The 16,779-nt window shown below is 64.6% G+C and carries 12 protein-coding genes and 1 pseudogene; 8 read left to right on the top strand and 5 right to left on the bottom strand.

Annotation, left to right across the window (positions count from 1 at the left end):
• The coding region (locus NR810_RS49890) for an ATP-binding protein (RefSeq protein ID WP_257463219.1) at window positions 1-598 on the top strand (598 nt) is incomplete at its 5' end.
• Between the two features lie 846 nt (window positions 599-1,444).
• The gene (locus NR810_RS49885; RefSeq protein ID WP_257463218.1) at window positions 1,445-2,350 is read left to right on the top strand and encodes a hypothetical protein; all 906 of its coding nucleotides are present in this window, start codon (window positions 1,445-1,447) and stop codon (window positions 2,348-2,350) included.
• Window positions 2,351-2,783: 433 nt separating this feature from the next.
• Here NR810_RS49885 and NR810_RS49880 read toward each other — a convergent pair whose 3' ends face one another.
• Complete coding sequence (locus NR810_RS49880; RefSeq protein ID WP_257463223.1) at window positions 2,784-3,935, bottom strand: IS4 family transposase; 1,152 nt, start codon at window positions 3,933-3,935, stop codon at window positions 2,784-2,786.
• Window positions 3,936-4,049: 114 nt separating this feature from the next.
• On the opposite strand from NR810_RS49880, the gene NR810_RS49875 reads away from it, so the two are divergent.
• Complete coding sequence (locus NR810_RS49875) at window positions 4,050-4,220, top strand: carboxylesterase family protein (RefSeq protein ID WP_257463217.1); 171 nt, start codon at window positions 4,050-4,052, stop codon at window positions 4,218-4,220.
• Here NR810_RS49875 and NR810_RS49870 read toward each other — a convergent pair.
• Entirely contained in the window at window positions 4,201-4,488 is a 288-nt protein-coding gene (locus NR810_RS49870) for a DUF5683 domain-containing protein (RefSeq protein ID WP_257463216.1), read from the bottom strand. The two genes, NR810_RS49875 and NR810_RS49870, sit on opposite strands and share 20 nt — an antisense overlap.
• Window positions 4,489-4,754: 266 nt before the next feature.
• Between NR810_RS49870 and NR810_RS49865 the strand changes: the two genes are divergently transcribed.
• Window positions 4,755-5,033 carry a hypothetical protein gene (locus NR810_RS49865; protein WP_257463215.1) on the top strand — a complete coding sequence of 93 codons (279 nt, stop codon included), beginning with the start codon at window positions 4,755-4,757 and terminating at the stop codon, window positions 5,031-5,033.
• Window positions 5,034-5,187: 154 nt separating this feature from the next.
• The gene (locus NR810_RS49860) at window positions 5,188-5,898 is read left to right on the top strand and encodes a hypothetical protein (RefSeq protein ID WP_257463214.1); all 711 of its coding nucleotides are present in this window, start codon (window positions 5,188-5,190) and stop codon (window positions 5,896-5,898) included.
• Between the two features lie 620 nt (window positions 5,899-6,518).
• On the opposite strand, the gene NR810_RS49855 is transcribed toward NR810_RS49860, so the two are convergent.
• Window positions 6,519-11,810: a trifunctional serine/threonine-protein kinase/ATP-binding protein/sensor histidine kinase gene (locus tag NR810_RS49855; RefSeq protein WP_257463213.1), complete on the bottom strand. Its 5,292-nt coding sequence runs from the start codon at window positions 11,808-11,810 to the stop codon at window positions 6,519-6,521.
• 185 nt (window positions 11,811-11,995) lie between these two features.
• Between NR810_RS49855 and NR810_RS49850 the strand changes: the two are divergent.
• Both NR810_RS49850 and NR810_RS49845 read left to right on the top strand, forming a co-directional pair.
• A pseudogene (locus NR810_RS49850) lies at window positions 11,996-12,133 on the top strand (transposase); the annotation flags it as partial.
• Window positions 12,131-13,054, top strand: coding sequence for an RCC1 domain-containing protein (locus tag NR810_RS49845; RefSeq protein WP_257463222.1), 924 nt, complete (start codon window positions 12,131-12,133; stop codon window positions 13,052-13,054). The pseudogene NR810_RS49850 and the gene NR810_RS49845, both read left to right, overlap by 3 nt.
• 124 nt (window positions 13,055-13,178) lie before the next feature.
• Here NR810_RS49845 and NR810_RS49840 read toward each other — a convergent pair whose 3' ends face one another.
• Together NR810_RS49840 and NR810_RS49835 are read right to left on the bottom strand one after the other, a co-directional pair.
• Window positions 13,179-13,733: a DUF692 domain-containing protein gene (locus NR810_RS49840; RefSeq protein WP_257463212.1), complete on the bottom strand. Its 555-nt coding sequence runs from the start codon at window positions 13,731-13,733 to the stop codon at window positions 13,179-13,181.
• A 280-nt stretch (window positions 13,734-14,013) separates the two neighbouring features.
• The gene (locus NR810_RS49835) at window positions 14,014-15,120 is read right to left on the bottom strand and encodes a LysR family transcriptional regulator (RefSeq protein ID WP_257463211.1); all 1,107 of its coding nucleotides are present in this window, start codon (window positions 15,118-15,120) and stop codon (window positions 14,014-14,016) included.
• Between NR810_RS49835 and NR810_RS49830 the strand changes: the two genes are divergently transcribed.
• Complete coding sequence (locus NR810_RS49830) at window positions 15,098-16,264, top strand: MFS transporter (protein ID WP_257463210.1); 1,167 nt, start codon at window positions 15,098-15,100, stop codon at window positions 16,262-16,264. The genes NR810_RS49835 and NR810_RS49830 overlap by 23 nt on opposite strands.
• The last annotated feature ends 515 nt before the right edge of the window (window positions 16,265-16,779 follow it).

The following is a 16,779-nucleotide window of genomic DNA, read 5'->3' as shown; positions in this document are numbered from 1 at the left end:
TGCGCGCCCCGGCTCACGCGGGGCCCCCCCAGGCCGACGAAAAATGCTGGTGGACCAGACGCTGGAGAAGCTGAGCGCGATGAAGCTGCACGGCATGGCCAACTACCTGCGCGGGTGGCTGGAGAAGGCCCCCGACAAGGACGTGTCGGCGACGGACCTGGTGGGCCTGCTGGCGGACGCGGAGTGGATGCACCGGGAGAACAAGAAGTTGAGCACGCGCTTGCAACACGCGAAGCTGCGCCAGCAGGCGTGTCTGGAGGACATCGACTACGGCCACGCCCGCGGGCTGACGAAGGCGCAGGTGATGGAGCTGGCCACCTCGAAGTGGGTGGAGGGGCGGCAGAACGTGCTGCTGACGGGGCCGACCGGAGTGGGCAAGAGCTTCCTGGCGTGCGCGCTGGGACAGAATGCGTGCCGCGACGGATACAGCGTCGTGTACCGCCGCGCCTCACGCCTCTTCGACGAGCTGGCGCAGGCGCGCGCGGACGGCACGCACCCCAATGTGCTCAAGCACAACGCCCACCGGCTGAAGCTGGTCGGCGACTCCATCCGCAAGGTGGACGTGAATTTGACCAAGGGCCGCAAGCAGGCGAAGTGACCACCACCCCAGCGTCGCTGACGCTCCGGCTGCTCACCATGGCCGGAACGGCTGCTCGGCTTGGCCTGGAACGAGTGCTCACCTTGGCCGGAATACGCAAAGACGCCGTGGAACCTCGTGAGGTTTGCCCGAGGCGGAGGTACCAGGGACGCTACACGCCGTAACAGTTCCAGCCCACCCCTAACGCAGTAGTGTTAGCCAGAGTCTTGAGGTCCCTCTTGGTTCGAGTTTCGCAGTTTCGAGCAGCCAGGAAGAGCGAGCGGCGGATGCGCTTGTGGGCTGAGTAGCCCTCGCCCATCACCGAGACTGGAAAGGCGAGGCACGTTGGCTGATGGGATGGTCACGAGCCCGTGGGTTGGGCGAGCCTCTCCCGTCCCAGCCGGTTCGGGTGCTCGGAGTGTGCCGGGAGTAGAGCGGCCACCAGCCAGGTAAGCGTTCACTGGTAGGAATATATCAAGAAACGTCAATAAATTCGGATGGTTGCGATACCTTGCACGCCGGTCACGCTGGCGTCAACGAAGGTGTCGGCCAAGCGCTGGTCCACCATCTTGTGCTTGCTCGGCCGCCGCGCCCCTACTGATTGGCGACCGAATGCCCTTATCAGTGAACGCTTACCAACCAGCTTGCGCGTCAACAGCAAAGGCAGGCAACGAAGCAGTGTCATCTCGACGTCGCGGACAGGTCGTCACACCGGCAACCAGGGTCTTCTGTCTCCACAGTCGAAACAAGGAGTCCAAAAACCCTAAATCCTCGAACAGAGAAATCCCCCACTCACCAACCCACCCAAGAACCACAACAAGCACAACATTCCGCACAGCCACACACCCCTCAAGGCGTTGCTCAATCATGAACCGCGACATGCCGTCCACTAATTATTGGCTTCATTTGATGGCCAAGCCAAAAATGGCACCAACCATCGTCACCCTACTGAGCGTGTTCGCTGCCCTAGGCCTTGCCGGGTCGGCCCACGCGCGCAGCGACCAAGAACTGGAGTTCAGCCGCAAGCAACCGAAAGAGGAAGTCCTTCAGTTCCCAGCCGGCCCCATCAACGACCGCATGCTCTTTAGAGCATGTGAGGAAAATCCTGATGGCTGCAAGTTTGTTTCGGACGAAAATACGCCGATATGGAGCATCGTACAGGTTGGGGCCAGCCTTTCAAACTGCGTCTCCACCGAGCCGATACTCCACGCCGTAAAGAAAGAGGTCACCGCGACCGAATCAAACAGCCTGGAGACCACAGCCCAATTCGAGTTCTCGGAGTTCTTCACCAAACTCCTATCTGCTTCTGTGTCAACAACGTATGGTCACTCTTGGGAATCGTCGCACACGGACGGCGTCGAATCGACGCTCCCTGTCCAATCGGACCACATGGGCGCGTTCTTCCTTGCAACCCCTGTAGGCGACGTTACTGGCCACTACGAACTCCATCTTTCGGACAAATTCCCCTCTGGTTCCCCTGATGGCCGGACAGACTGGCGGATCCCGATTCAGGGAACAGTCAAGGCAAAGGGGATTGCCATTAACGAGTCGCGAAGGCAGGAAGTCATTCCGTTGATGCGTCCGCTGACCGAGAGCGAGAAAGAGCGATGTGAGACGGTCTCTGGTAGGTTTCCCAATTTTGCAATCGGAGGTGGTGCATCGCCAGAAGCGATGAGAGCCCTTGGCGCAGTCGTGCCCCCGAGAACGGAAAAGACGTACGTGCCGGCGGATCCGGCGACGGGGGCTCCGGTCCTCAACGGCTTCTCGTTCTGAGCTTTTTAATCCCGACGAAGAATCCGACCATTAAGGCGGCCGCGCGCATGCGGCCGCCTCCTCTGGATGAAGAGCACCAATCTAACACTACTGCGTGTGCGCCAGGCGAAGCCTGGGTGAGGAGGACTCGATGAGATAGAGGATCGAAGGAACCTCACGAAGGACCCCTGCAGGTTCAAACCCTGCCCGGCAAAGGAGGCCGCCAGCCGGAAGAACACCAGGTCCCAGCACCATCCCTGTCGCATCACATCGACATCGAATGGTTGCAGGAGGCCTACCAGCGTACGCGTAAGAGCGGCGCCCCGGGAATCGACGGGCAAACGGCAGAGGAGTACGCAGCGAGATTGGAGGAGAATCTGCAATCGCTGCTGAAGGACAGCCAGGGGCCGTGTCGTTCATCCAGTTCTTCGGGCCGTGCCGCTGAGCCATCCCCTCATATTGGACCGAAAACATCCCGGAAAACAGGTTGTGCGCCGAGCAGTTCGGTGAATCGAGCCATCAGGGGCAGGAGCGTGTCCTCGGGCATCATGGGGATGGCCTGGTAGTACTCACATCCCTGACGGAAGAGGGAGTAGGTGCGCGTCTTCGCGGTGTTGGCCTTGAGGTGGCGCTCCATCCCCAAGCTTTCCCCCGCCGCTCCCAACAAGGTCAACAGTCCACAGGCCAGCGCGCTCACCAGCAGCAGTCGGTCCCGTCTCTCCGTCGAGCGCACCTTCACCCAGGACAGGCCCATTGCGAAGCGCAAGTCCTCCATGTCCCGGAACGTCTCCTCCGTCCGGAATCGCTTGGAGTAGAGTCCCACCACGAAGGTCGCCGTGGCTTTTTTCAAGCTCGTCGCCAGACACCAGGCCTCCTTCATTCCCTTCTTCTTCACGCACACCACCGCGGGCACGGGAGTGTTGTCCTGGGTGACTCGCGCTCCCGGCATGCGCACCGCACGGCCCGACTCGGGCACCCACTCTCCCGCGCTCTTCTTCTCTCCTGTCTCCGCCGTGACTTGAATACACTGGCGGAAGCGCACCACGTAGTCGAACTTCAACTGCTCGAGCAAGGCGTAGAACTTCTGGTCCCCAAATCCCCGGTCCGCCAGCAGGATGAGTCGCACCGTTTCGGGCACGACTTCCCTCAGTCGGTTGAGCAGGAAGTCCTCCGTTTCATTCCGCATCCCCTCCAGCGCGGATTTCTCCACGGTGAACCACACCAGCGGTGTCGTCCGCCCGTGGCTCGCCACCAGCGAGGCCACGAGCGTGGCATGGCCATCCGCGTCGAAGTCCGTCCAGTCCAGGGCCACAACCGCCTCGCTCCTCTGTCCCAGCACGTACGGCACCCACTGGGCGAAGAGTTCCCAGGCATTGATGCCTTGGTTGGAAAGGAGTCGGTCTACCTGTTTCACCCCATGTTTGCTCTTCGTGCCTCGGGCCCAGGCCAATGCCTTGCCGATGAGATGCACCCCCAGACTGGCCGCGTGGATGACGCCCAGTACGGCGTAGGAGAGAGACAGAATGCGCATGGCATGCAGGTCGTCCGCGAAGAGCGAGTCCAGGAAGGAGTGCACCTGCTGGTCATTGAGGCGAGGCTTGCGCATGACCGCAGAAGTAAGCATGCGGGTCCTACTTCGCGCACCAATCAACACACTCGCCGCTCCCTCCCTCGCTTGCTAAAAATGAGGGGATGGCTCAGGCCAAGGAGAGGAGAGACCATGCTCATCGAAACAGACAAGGGACATGTCGAAGGAACCACCGAGGAAGGCATCCACGTGTTCAAGGGTATCCCCTACGCGGCGCCGCCGGTGGACGACCTGCGCTGGCGGCCGCCGCGTATGCTCGAACACTTTCGTCCTGAATCCGTCGTCAAACCTCCGCCTCGCTGAGGCCCGGCGGGGCCATGTCCTTCTTCCGCGGAGTCTTCTCCTGGTTTGCCACCTTGTAGGCGTCGACCATGGACCAGATCGTCATGACCAGATACATGAGACCGAGGGTCAGGATGCCTCCCACGGACGCCCCGAGAAACATCAGGACGCCCTTCTTCGTTTCTCCGTTGTAGAACTGCCCCGCGCCCGGAAGCAGCAGGGACAGTACGAGTGCCAGGTTGGGGTTCTTCTCGTGAATGGAGCGAACCGCTACTGCGTCTGCGTGCACCGCCAGGGCGGCTCCGCAACTCGCGCAAGCGAAAGACATCGGGGCATTCTGGTTACCACATCGCGAACAGGTCATATCGGTTTCCTCTTGATGGAGTTGCTGCTCTCGGCCACAGGTAAAGAGAGAAGGGGACGGCACCGGATGTGATGCACGCAACAGTCCTTGATATCTCTGTCACATTGGCCGGAGCACGACTCCGCCTACTCAATGCCGGGAAATGACCCTGGCATCAGCGCGGAGCCCCGCCCCCTATCGAGGCAGATACCATGAAGCAAGCTTCCATCTTCCATCCCACCATCTACCAGCGCGATCCCGAGTCCCACTCCCACCCTCACGAGACATTGATGCAAGAATTCGAGCATCAGTTCCGAACTTCTCCCACTCTTCACGCCAATCAGTCCGAGCGCGAGCTGCCCCCTCTGTTCAACTGGGCCCTGGACGAGCTCCACCTGCTCCGCACCACGCTGAAATATCTCAGCGCCTCCGAGGCCACCGCGGAACTGCAACTGTTGATGAGGCAGATCCGCGAGAAGCTCGCGGAATGATCATCCGCACTCGTTACACGTCAACACACACGAAAGAAGAGTGAGCACAATGATGCATTCGATTCCCACGATCCTGGCAGTATCCCTGACCGCACTCGGATTCACGGCACGGGCCCACTCTGACAAGGACTATCAGGAGCGCCCTGTTCATGGCATGAGCAACCCCAAGTCGACCGTGATCACGGCAAGCGGAGACATCACCAGAAAGGTGGAAATGTTCCAGGCTGCTCTCGGTGACCCGCTCAACAACGACGAGCCCTATCAGCAGCCCGCCGGGCGTCGTGAAATCAACTGGGATGGTGTGCCGACGAACCTCACCGACACTCCCCACTTCCCAGGTGACTTCTTCAACAGCTTCGAGCTCGCCGACCCACCGGCTCGCAAGCGAGGCGCCGCGTTCTTCACCGACGAGGGAGGCACCTTCGAAGTGAGCGGCGATGACTTCGCGCACGTCGACCCCAGCTACAGTCAGGAATTCCACGCCTTCAGCAAGCGCAAGACCTTCACGGTCAGCGACGGAAATACCTTGGAGGTGAGATTCCAGGCTGTTGGCGCGCCCACGCCCGCGCTCGTGAAGGGATTCGGGGTGGTGTTCTCGGACGTGGACAAGGAGGGCTCGGCGAGGATCGAGCTCTTCGGAAACGACGGCCTCGAGCTCGGCACCTTGACCGCGCCGCGTCGCGCCGACAAGCAAGGCCTCTCGTTCGTGGGCGTGGTATTCGACACTCCCATCATCACCAGTGCCCGCATCACTTCGGGTGAGGCAGCGCTGGGCCCCGGCGTCAAGGATGTCAGCTCCGGCGGAACTAAGGATTTGGTGGTGATGGACGACTTCATCTACGGCGAGACAAGGGCCATGGAGTGAGTTTGCTCGGCCCCTCTGCGCCCTCCTTCCCCCCTCAACAGGGCCCCCATCCCTCCTTTCTGTGAAGCGGCCCCCCCGAAGCAGGCACCTCGCCCTGTTTCACTTTCAACAACAGGCATCCCTACCCAAATACTTTCCTTCGGCCCCTCGTCGCCGCGGCCGCGCCCGCCTCGCCCTTGGTCCCACGCGTGGGGACGGGCGCGGAGGCGGTGACGGTCTCGAAGGGCAGTGCCTCCTGTACACCCGCTGGCTTGCAGCCTTCTCTCCTCGAGGTCCCTTCATCCTTCTGTTCGCGCTCAACTGAGGGCGGGCGGGCGGCAATCTTCTCGGCCCATTCTCGCAGGTGGGCCGTTTCCGGCCTCTTCACCCGCAGCAGTGCGTATAGGCGGAATAGAAGCCATGTTGAGGGTGAGGGCTGGAGCGGAGGGGCCGAGAAGGGCCTCTGACGAGGCCAGCAAGGCCGCGCGCCGCGCCGGTAACTTCGACAAGTACGTCAAGGTGACCTTCTTCCGGGGCACGTCGCTCGAGCCGATTCCCCCCGGCGCGTCCAAGCGGTACGGCACGGTGCAGGTCTTCACGGATCGAAAGCCCGCGTTTCTGGAGGATCGTTTCCACCGAACTCAGCTGAGGGGCAACTCCAATGTGGCTACGGCGCCCTTGCCTGGGCCTTCGCTCTCCAGGGTGAGGCGCCCGTCCAGCAACTGCGCGGCCAGAGCGCTGGAGTGCAGGCCGAAGCCATGGCCCTCCTTGCGAGTGGTGAAGCCGTGGGAGAAGAGTTTATGGCGGATCTCTGGGGCAATGCCCGCCCCATCGTCCACCACCTGGATGCGCGCCAGCTTGCCGTCGGCCACCAGCGTCACGCGCAGGTGGCGCTGGCCTTCAGGCATTGCATCCAACGCTTGCTTGGCATTGTTGATGAGGTTGATGAGGATCTGCAGCACCTTGTGCTTGTCCACCTTCACTCGGGGCAGCGGCGATAGCTCGCGCTGGACTTCCACGCCGTGGCGCTGGAGCGCCGGCTGCTGGATGCGCAGGCCATCCTCGATGAGCTGACCCAGGTCGCACTCCTCGGTCATCAGGGTAGTTCTGGCATAGGTCTGCTGGACCTGGACGATGGCGCGGATGTGCTCGACATGTCGGCTCATGGCATCCAGGTCCTCCAGTAGCCGTGTCTGCTCGCGCATCAGCTCGTCAGAGAGAGCGGCGAGGTAGTCGGGCAGGTGGCCACCGCGAGAGCCTGGGGCCAGGAAGTCGGCCAGGCTGGAGCGGTGTTCCAGCAGCAGGGAGGTGGCCTGCTTGAGCCTGCCGACGCGGGAAGCGCCCACGGCGCGGTACATGGTCTCCATGTTGATGACGGCGCTGGTGAGCACGTTGCCGACGTTGTGAAGGACGTTGGAGGCGATCTCCGCCATGCCCACCTGGCGAGCGGTGTCCACCAGCCGGGCCTGGGCCTGCTTCAACTCGCGCGTGCGCTCCTCCACGCGCTGCTCCAGCTCGTCATTGGCCCTGCGCAGCTGCGCCTTGGCTTGTTGGACGTCGGCGTAGAGGCGAGCGTTCTCGATGGAGATGGCGGCCTGGGAGGCGATGTGACCCAGCAGGGCCATGCGAGAGGGGCTGAAGGCGTTGGTGGCCAGGTTGTTCTCCAGATAGAGGACTCCGGAGAACTGCTCCTGGCGCATGAGGGGAAGGCACAGGACGGAGCGCGCCTTGCTGCCAGCCAGGTAGGGGTCGGAAGAGAAGGGGTGGGGCTTGGAGGCATCGCCGATGAGCACCGGCTCCCGGGTGCGCCGCACGTACGACAGGATCGTCCACGGCAGTGCGTGCTTGGAGTCCTCGCTGGGGGAGACAGAGAGGCTGTCCGGAGAAGCATCGGAGGTGGCCGCCACCGTGAGCGTGTCGCCCGTGGGCAGCAGCAGGGCGCCTCGCTGCGCCCCGGCGTTCTCGATGGCGGCGCGCATCAGCGTGGCCACCAGGCGCTCCAGGACGATCTCACCGGAGATGGCCTGTTGGGCTTTGACGACCGTGAGCGCGTCGATCCGGGTCGAGTTCGTGCTGCTGGTATCCGTACCTTCGGTGACCGACGACGCTTGGAGCTGAGGCCACTGCGCATCCAGGTGCTCGACCTTGCCCAGGGCGCCCCAGTGCAGGTACGCGGCGCGCGCCTCCCGCGCGAAGGCATGGGCGACGATGGGGGCCTGCCGCGTGCGCCAGAAGCTCGCCGCCAGCTCGCTGGCCAAACCCACGAGCTGTGTGGCCCCGCTCTCTCTCGCTGAACGGATGGCCTCCTCGTACGCGCGGGTTGCCTCGTCCGGCTTGCTTTCGAGGCGGGCCCGCTCGCCAGCTACCATCCGCTCGGCCGCGCGGAAGTTCTCGGAGCACTGCTCCGCCCACTCCGCCAGTTGCTGCCGGTGGCGCTCAATGTCCTCAAGGAACTTCGGCTGCTCCTCGGGCGTGGCTCCCTCGAAGCAGGCTGCCAGGGCCAGCGCGCGGTAGAGGTGGTACTCCCTGCCGGTGATGCTGCCCACGACGCCCCAGAGGAGCTCGGCCGCCTTGTTCGCTGCTTCGAGCGCCTCCCGGTAGGCGCCGCACATGAAGCGAGACTGGAGCTTGATGAGCCAGTACTCGCACCGCGTGGTGCCCATGCGCTGGGGGGTCAGTGTGGCCTCGAAGGCCTGCTCGTCGAAGCCGTTCCCGCTCAGCGTGTCGAACGAGAGCGAGCCCCCGCGCAGTTGCTGAACGTAGGCCTGGAAACAGGCGATGATGTCCTGCGGATCCTTGAGACCGGCCTTCCGCACGAACTCGCCGCGGCTGAGCACATCCTTGGAGATGTCCTCCAGGTTCTGCCCCATGGCCAGGCGGACTTCCAGGAACGAGATGGAGCCGTAGCTGGCTTTGACGAAGTCGCCCGACTGGAGCCCGTGTTGGAAGCAGCTCAGGAGGAGTTCCTGGGAGACGGAGAGGGGCTGGGTCCAGTTGGTGATGAGATGCAGGCTCAAGAACGCGGTCGTCCGGAGGGCGGTCAAGTCGTACCGCTCGACGAAGCCTCGGGCGAGCAGGCCCAGGGTCAGTCCTTCCTGGTACTGCTTGAAGCCAGAGCCCGCTATTCCTCCGAGCCAGCCGAAGCCAGGCACCGCATCGGCTGTAAAGCCATGACGGAGGGTGAGCGAGACCATCCGGCTCAGGACGATGATGAGCAGGTTGGCGTTCGCGACATAGGCCGCTTCCCAGAGTGTGGAGAGGGCACGCATCACCCGCTTCATGTCCGGGTCGGTCATGAGCGGCAGCTCGAGGAGACTCTCGACGGAGCGGCCTCCAAGCAGCGTATGGACTTCCTCGTAGGCGGCGGCCGCCTCTTCGCCCGTGGGGTGTGAAGACAGGGAGATGCCCAGCTTCGCCAGGCACTCCCGCATACAGGTGATGGAGCCCTGCGGGTCGCCCTCGGCCAGAAGGGAAGCGCTCTTCAGAGAGGAGGCAGCCGTGGCGTCCTCGTGGTCGCGGGCCCGAGAGAGGAGCTCCTCCGCCAGGCGGCGCGCCTCGGCGGTATTGCCGACCTGGAGCTCGCACCGGGCACGCGCCAGCCGCACCTGGAAGGCCAGCGCGTAGTCCGTTTCCCAGGGGTCCCCGGGAATGAGGGCGAAGGCCGTGGTGAAGTAGGTGATGGCGGGGCGAGGTGCCACCGCGGCCTCAGCCTTCTTTCCGGCCTGGGCGTTGAGCCGTGCCACCTGGTGACGTCCCGAGGGCTCGTGGAGCAGCTCCACCCCGGCGTTGAGCTGGCTCACCACGTCGAAGATCTTGTCGTTCACCTCCTCCTGGGACAGGCGCCGCAGCAACAGCCGGCCGATACGCAGATGAATGGCCTTGCGCTCTTCTTCGGAGCTGAGCGTGTGGGCCGCCTGTTGGATGCGGTCGTGAAGGAAGCGGTATTGCTCCGGCCCCACACGCGTCAGCATGCCTTCCTGGAGCGCGGGCTCCAGCCGCTGCTCCACGTCCCCCAACTCCTCCAGGTCGTCGAGGGTGCCCAGCATCTGGACGGAGAAGGTGTTGCCGACACAGGCGGCCAGCTGGAGCAGGTGCTGAGTGCCGGCGGGGAACTGGCGCAGCTTGTCGAGCATGAAGTCGACGACGTTGTCGGAGTAGTCCTTGGAGCGGACGCCTTCGGCATTCCAGCGCCAGCCGCCGCCGGGCTCGCGAACCAGCAGGCCGTCCTGGTTGAGCGTCACCATGAGCTGCAGGAGGAAGAAGGGGTTGCCGCCGGTCTTCTCGTGCACCAGCGCCGAGAGGGCGGCCGCCATGTTCTCTTCCACCCCTGGGAGGGTATCCCGCACCAGCTGCGTCACCTGATGAGCGTTCAGGGGTTCCAGCCGGATGTCCGTCACGCGTGCGTCGGCCTTGCGCACCTCCTCCAGCACTGGGACCAGGGGGTGGGAAGGGCTCACCTCGTTGTCGCGGTAGGCGCCAATCCACTGCACCGGGGGTGTTTCCGATTCGGACAGCAGAAGCTGGATGAGCTTGAGGCTGGCCAGGTCCGCCCACTGCAGGTCGTCCAGGAACATCACCAGCGGGTGCTCAGGGGTGGCGAACACCTGCAGGAACTGGCGGATGACCCGATACAACCGGTGTCGGGCCTCGGTGGGAGGCAGCTCCTGGAGCGGGGGCTGCTTGCCCACCACCACCTCCAGCTGGGGGACCAGATCCACCAGCGCCTGGCCGTGACTCCCCCATGTCTGATTCACCTGATGGCGCCACCGGGCAATGTCCTCATCGGTGCCGGCCAGCAGCTGCTGAACCAGGCCGCGGATGGCCTGAGCGAGGGTGGAGTAGGGGATGTCGCGCTGGAACTGATCGAACTTGCCGCTGAGGAAGAAGCCGCGCCGCTGAACCACGGGCTTGTGCAGCTCGTGCACCACGGCGGACTTGCCGATGCCCGAGTAGCCGCTCACCAGGAACAGCTCGGGCTTCCCATGCAAGAGGACACGCTCGAAGCCTTCGAGCAGGGTGGAGACCTGAGCCTCGCGGCCGTAGAGGCGCTGGGGCAGCTGGAAGCGGCTGGGGGTGTCGTTGGCGCCGGGCGAGAAATCCACCAGCGCGTTCCGGCTCAGCCCGTCGCGGCAGCGCTCCAGGTCGGCCTTGAGGCCCTCTGCGCTCTGGTAACGCTCCTCGGCCACCTTGGCCAGCAGCTTGAGCACGACGGCGGACAGGGCCGGAGGCACCTCGGGGTTGAGCTCGCTCAGAGGCTTGGGGCTCTGGGCCATGTGAGCGTGGAACCACTCGAGCGCATCACGGCCGTGGAAAGGACGCTGGCCGGTGAGCAGCTCGTAGAGGGTGACGCCCAGGGAGTAGAAGTCGGTGCGGTAGTCCACCGCGCGGTTCATGCGCCCGGTTTGCTCCGGGGACATGTAGGCCAGAGTGCCTTCAATGAGGTGAGAGGCAGCCGCATCCAGGTGCTCGACCTTCTGGAGGGTGGCCACGCCGAAGTCGATGAGGCGCGCCTCGCCGGAAGGCTCGACGATGATGTTGGAGGGCTTGATGTCCTTGTGGATGACGTTGCGCGCGTGGATCTGGGCCAGGGTGGAGGCCAGGGAGATGGCGATGTGGAGGCAGCGAGGAATGTCCAGGGCCTTGCCCAGGGACTCGGAGAGCGTCTCACCTTGGATTTTCTCGAGCAGGAGGATGGGGCGCTCGCGGCTGCGCTCGCAGGCGTAGGGCCGTGCGACGCCGCGCACATCCTTGAGGCGCTGGAGGATGCCGAACTCGCGGCGGTAGCGCTCGCGCTCGTTGGGCCCCGGAGTGGGAGCCATGGGGGTTTTGATGATGACGGGCAGGCCGTCGGCCTCACGCATGGCATGGAAGAGCACGTTCGAGCCGGTGGCTCGAATGGTGCCCAGCACTCGGTAACCCGGAATGTCCAACATGGTTGAGGCCCCTTATGTGGCTGCGAGTTCTCGCTGCCTCAGGCTGACAGAGCCTGCATGTTAATGAACGAACAATACCTGGGACTGGGAGCGTTCCGAGGCTGCACCGATGGAGGACTGCCGAGTGAGCCTGCCCCGATTTTGTGGACACACCTTATAAGTCGGCTACACGGGAGGTAGTGTTCATGGAGCGAAGGAAGAGGCGGAGTTTCACCCCGGAGTTCAGGGCCGAGGCGGTCCGGCTGGTACGCGAGGGCAGCAAGAGCCTGCCCCAGGTGGCCAAGGACTTGGACCTGACCGAGTCAGCCCTGCGCAATTGGGTGGCGAAGCAGACGACAGTGGTGTCGCTCACGCTGCAGGAAATCAACCCGGCGGCGCCCTTCGAGAATGCCGCGCCCGTCATCGCCGCGCTGTCGGCGGCGCCCGGCAACGTGGAGCCCGCGGGCACGGTGACGCTCAATGCCACCGCCACGGATGCCAACCCGGGCGACACCCGCACGTACGCCTGGAGCGCGCCCTCGGGCAGCTTCGCCCAGCCGAGCAGCCCCGCCACCACCTGGACGGCGCCCGCCTCGGCCGCCCTCGTGCCGCTGACGGTGACGGTGACGGTGACGGACTCCAAGGGCGCGCAGGGCAGGGTGAGCTTCAACGTCAACGTCAACTCAGGCAGGGGAGATGCCACCACCAACGCCTCCCTCAACACCTGGCCGCAGGTGGGTAACATCTCCGCCAGCGCCACCGCCCTGGAGGTGAATGAGTCCACCACGGTGTCCGCCACCGCGTCCGACAACGACGGCGACACGCTGGGCTACAGCTGGGCGGCCTCCTGCCCCGGCACGTGGAGCAACGCCACCCCCACGCTCACCGCCACCGTTTCCAACGCCCTGGGCGCCTCGGCTACCCACTCCTTCACCGTGACGGGCCTGCCCGAGTGTGCGTCCCAGGTGGCCCCCGCCCTCACCGTGGGCATCTACTACACGCTGGTGGTGCGCCAGGACGGCACCGTCTGGACCTGGGGTGACAACCGCTTCGGCCAGCTTGGGGATGGGACACTCACCAACCGCAACTCCCCAGGGCGGGTGCCGGGCCTCAGCGGCGTCACCGTCCTCTCCGCGGGCCAGTACCACACGGTGGCGCTGCGCCAGGACGGCACCGTCTGGACCTGGGGCCGCAACCAAACCGGCGAGCTCGGGGATGGGACCACCACCTACCGCTCCTCCCCGGTGCAGGTGCCGGCCTTCTGACGCCGTCCCCCCGTGGGCTCCACTCCAGGGACGGGCCTTGCGTTCCTCCTCGGCGTGGAGCGCGGGGCCCGAAGTTCTTTCCAGCGAGTGGGTGTACACTCCGCCTGCATGCCATCGCAGTCCTTCACGGACGTCTCCACCGCCAACCTGCGAAACCACGAGGGGGAAGGACGAGACGCACAGCTCGGCGTATAACGGGCCTGGAGTCCCCGGTGCCGAGCGCGCGGCCCCAGCTCCCGCCCGAGAGGTGGAGCTCCCGGACGCACTCCAGCGGATAGGTTTCGAGCAGGAGCTCTGGAGGCAGGCCGGTGTTGACCGCCTGGGCCCACACGTTGTGGACGTCGAGCACCAGGAAGCCATCAGTGGGGGTCAGCACGGCGTCGAGGAACGGGCCCTGGTGGAGCGCATCGACAGGGGCGAGGGTGTTGGCCAGCACCTCGAGACCGACGGGGCCGCCGGTGGCGGCGCGCAGCCGTTCGAGCCGGTCGCGGCCGATGTCCACGGCGGCTGTGCAATACGGCACGGGCAGCATGGTGCTGCGGGTGAACGGCCCCGCGGCGGTGAAACCGAAGTGCTCGGAGACATGGCGGTAGGGGCGGCGGCGGCACTCCTGGGCGAGATGCTCAATCCACGCCTCCTGCCGGGTCTGCCAGGCGGCAGTCAGCACCGACAGCCACACGCCGTCTCACGGAGGTTCTGGTTCATGGCTCTCTTCCTGGCTGAGGGGACACACGCTGGATGGCGTGAGGCGCCGGACGAGGCAACCCCTGCCCGGCTCACCTGGAAAGGTGGGGTTGCCTCTCGCCGGATGTGAAGAAAAAGAGCGGGAGGAGAGACGGGCCCTGCCTGGATGCCTCCTGTGGAGTCAGGCCACCTGGGGTCTTCGAAGCCCGGCGGCTCTTGAACACACTCACGCTGGAGCGTTCTGCCTGCCGCCTATCCGCCGAATCCCAGGAACCTCACTTCCGATTCGCGCTCGTGGTGCTGTTCTGGAACAGCCGCTTCGCCATGAAGTCCACGAAGGCTTTTACCTTCGGCGATGGATGCCGGCTCGACGGCCATAGAATCCGAAATGTGCCGACATCGTGGATGTAGTCGTCGAGCACGGTGACGAGTGTGCCATCGTCCAGTTGGCGGCGAATGGTGAAAAGCGGCAGGCAGGCGATGCCGAATCCTTGTTCTGCCATGTAGATCAACGGCTCCAGCGTGCTCGTCACGGCGGTCGTGGGAAGGTCGACCTCGATGTCGGTACGCCCGCGGCGAAGCGGCCAGCGTTCCAGCTTTCCGGTCGAGGGATATTTATGGTGCAGGCAGGCGTGGGCTCTCAAATCCTCCGGCTTTCGCGGAACACCCTTCCGCGCGAAGTAACCTGGAGCTCCCACCACCCGGTGGGAGAACGTCCCGAGAGTACGGGACATCAAGCGGGAGTCGCCGCTCTCTCCGGTGCGCACCACCGCATCGAACCCCTCGTCGATCACGTCCACGAGCCGGTCCGTGAAGTCGAGGTCCAGCTCGACCTCGGGATGGGCCCGCATGAAATCGCCAATCACTGGCATCAACAGCATTCCGACCAGCGGCAGGCTGACACGTAGCTTGCCGCGTGGCGCGGTGGTGGTTTGTGACAGCTCCAGCTCCGCCGCTTCGATCTCACAGAAGATACGCCGACACCGATCGAGGAACAGGGCGCCTTCGGGCGTGAGCGAGATGCTGCGCGTGCTGCGGTGGAACAGACGTACGCCGAGCCTCTCTTCCAGCCGCGCAACGGCCTTGCCGATCGCCGATGAAGAGACGCCCAGTTGCCGCCCCGCGATCGTGAAACTGCGGGATTCCGCCGCCTGAACGAAGGCGCTCAGCGCTCCGAGGCTGTCCATTTCTGTCACCACCATTGCGGACATCCGTGTCCGATATATTCGGAATCCTAGCCTGTTTTTCGCCCATGAGGGGGAACTTAAGTTCTTCTCGAACAACTTCCTCAGGCGGCCCATGATCTCGAGCAAGACAGCGAACGACGCCAGCCCAGCCCATTCCAGAACCGAGACGACCTTGGATTCCGAGCGTCTGCCCATCGCCGGACTCCTCGCCCTGGCGACGGCCGGATTCATCACCATCCTCACCGAAGCCCTTCCCGCAGGACTGCTGCCACAGATGAGCGCGGGCCTCGCGGTTCCAGAGTCTCTCGTCGGGCAACTCGTCACCGTCTATGCAATCGGCTCGCTGGTCGCGGCGATCCCACTGACCGCCGCGACACGCGGATGGCGGCGGCGCCCGTTATTGCTGACGGCCATAGGTGGTTTTGCTCTCGTCAACACCCTCACGGCGTTTTCGACCCACTACGCACTCACCCTTGGCGCGCGGTTCTTCGCCGGTGTCTTCGCTGGATTGCTGTGGGCGCTGCTCGCTGGCTACGCCAGCCGGATGGCGCCGGACCACCTGAGAGGCCGCGCGATTGCCATCGCGATGGTCGGCACCCCGCTCGCGCTCTCCCTGGGCGTTCCCGCCGGCACCTTCCTCGGCGCTGCCGTCGGCTGGCGATACACGTTCAAGCTCATGAGCATCCTCACGCTGATCCTGATCGGCTGGGTGCTCTGGAAGGTGCCCGATTTCCCCGGACAGGGGACCGACAAGCGGCTTCCCCTCTCCAAGGTATTCGCCATTCCTGGCGTGAAGGCAGTGCTCTTCGTCACGCTCGCCTTCGTGCTCGCCCACAATGTCCTCTACACCTACATCGCGCCGTTCCTCGTCCCCGCGGGTCTCGCGGGAGACATCGACGTCATATTGTTCGTCTTCGGCGTCGCGGCGCTCGTCGGCATCTGGCTCATCGGGACGTTGATCGACCGCTGGCTGCGTGAGCTCGTGCTGGGCAGCACCTTGCTCTTCGTTCTGGGGTCCATCGCGATGGGCGTCTGGGGAAACGTGCCCGGCGTGCTCCAGGCGGGGGTCGCCCTGTGGGGACTTGCCTTCGGTGGCGCCGCGACCTTGTTCCAGACCGCCTCCGCCAACGCGGCAGGTGAGGCCGCGGACGTTGCTCAGTCGATGATCGTCACCGCCTGGAACCTCGCCATTGCCGGTGGCGGCTTGTTGGGCGGCGTCCTCCTCGAAACGCTCGGCGTCGCCTCCTTCCCCTGGGCATTGGTCGTGCTGCTGCTCGCAACGCTGATGGTGGCCTGGCGAGCCGAGCGCCACGGCTTTCCCCCAGTGCCCCGCCCATGAGAGTCGTCAGAATGGGAGGAGATGAAGAAAGGGCTTGTTCGCGTACACGTAGGCGTAGCTCGAGTTCGTGCAGCCGCAGTCCACCACGATGGCCTGGTTGGCCAGCTGGGTGTTGATGGCCGAGACGTATAGGAAGGACAGGAGCCCTGTTGGGGGTAGAGGGCGGGAGCAGAGCGGGAGGTGAGGGCGGCTGACGGGTAGCCCATGAAGCGCACCCCGGGCCGGCGCAGAACCGATTCATCTCCAGGGGACACACGCCAGCCTGGCCCAGGCCAGCGTCCCTGGCGGGGCGCGGCACCGGATGAGGACTGCAGTGGTGCTGGGAGCAGCAGCCCCTGCTTTGGCTCAGCACCACGCGCTTTGGGGCGGCCCCTGCGCCGGGGCCAGCTTCGCAGGCCGTGTGGGCAGTCCCAGGTGCTCCAGAATGGAGCGCACCCCCCTGGGCGCTGTCTCGTACGCCAACACCCGGCGCCTGCCTCCACACCCGGCTCAGGCCAAGACGTCCACCGCGAATG

This window comes from Archangium lipolyticum (assembly GCF_024623785.1).
GTDB lineage: Bacteria > Myxococcota > Myxococcia > Myxococcales > Myxococcaceae > Archangium > Archangium lipolyticum.
This window is presented reverse-complemented; position numbering and strand designations above follow the sequence as displayed.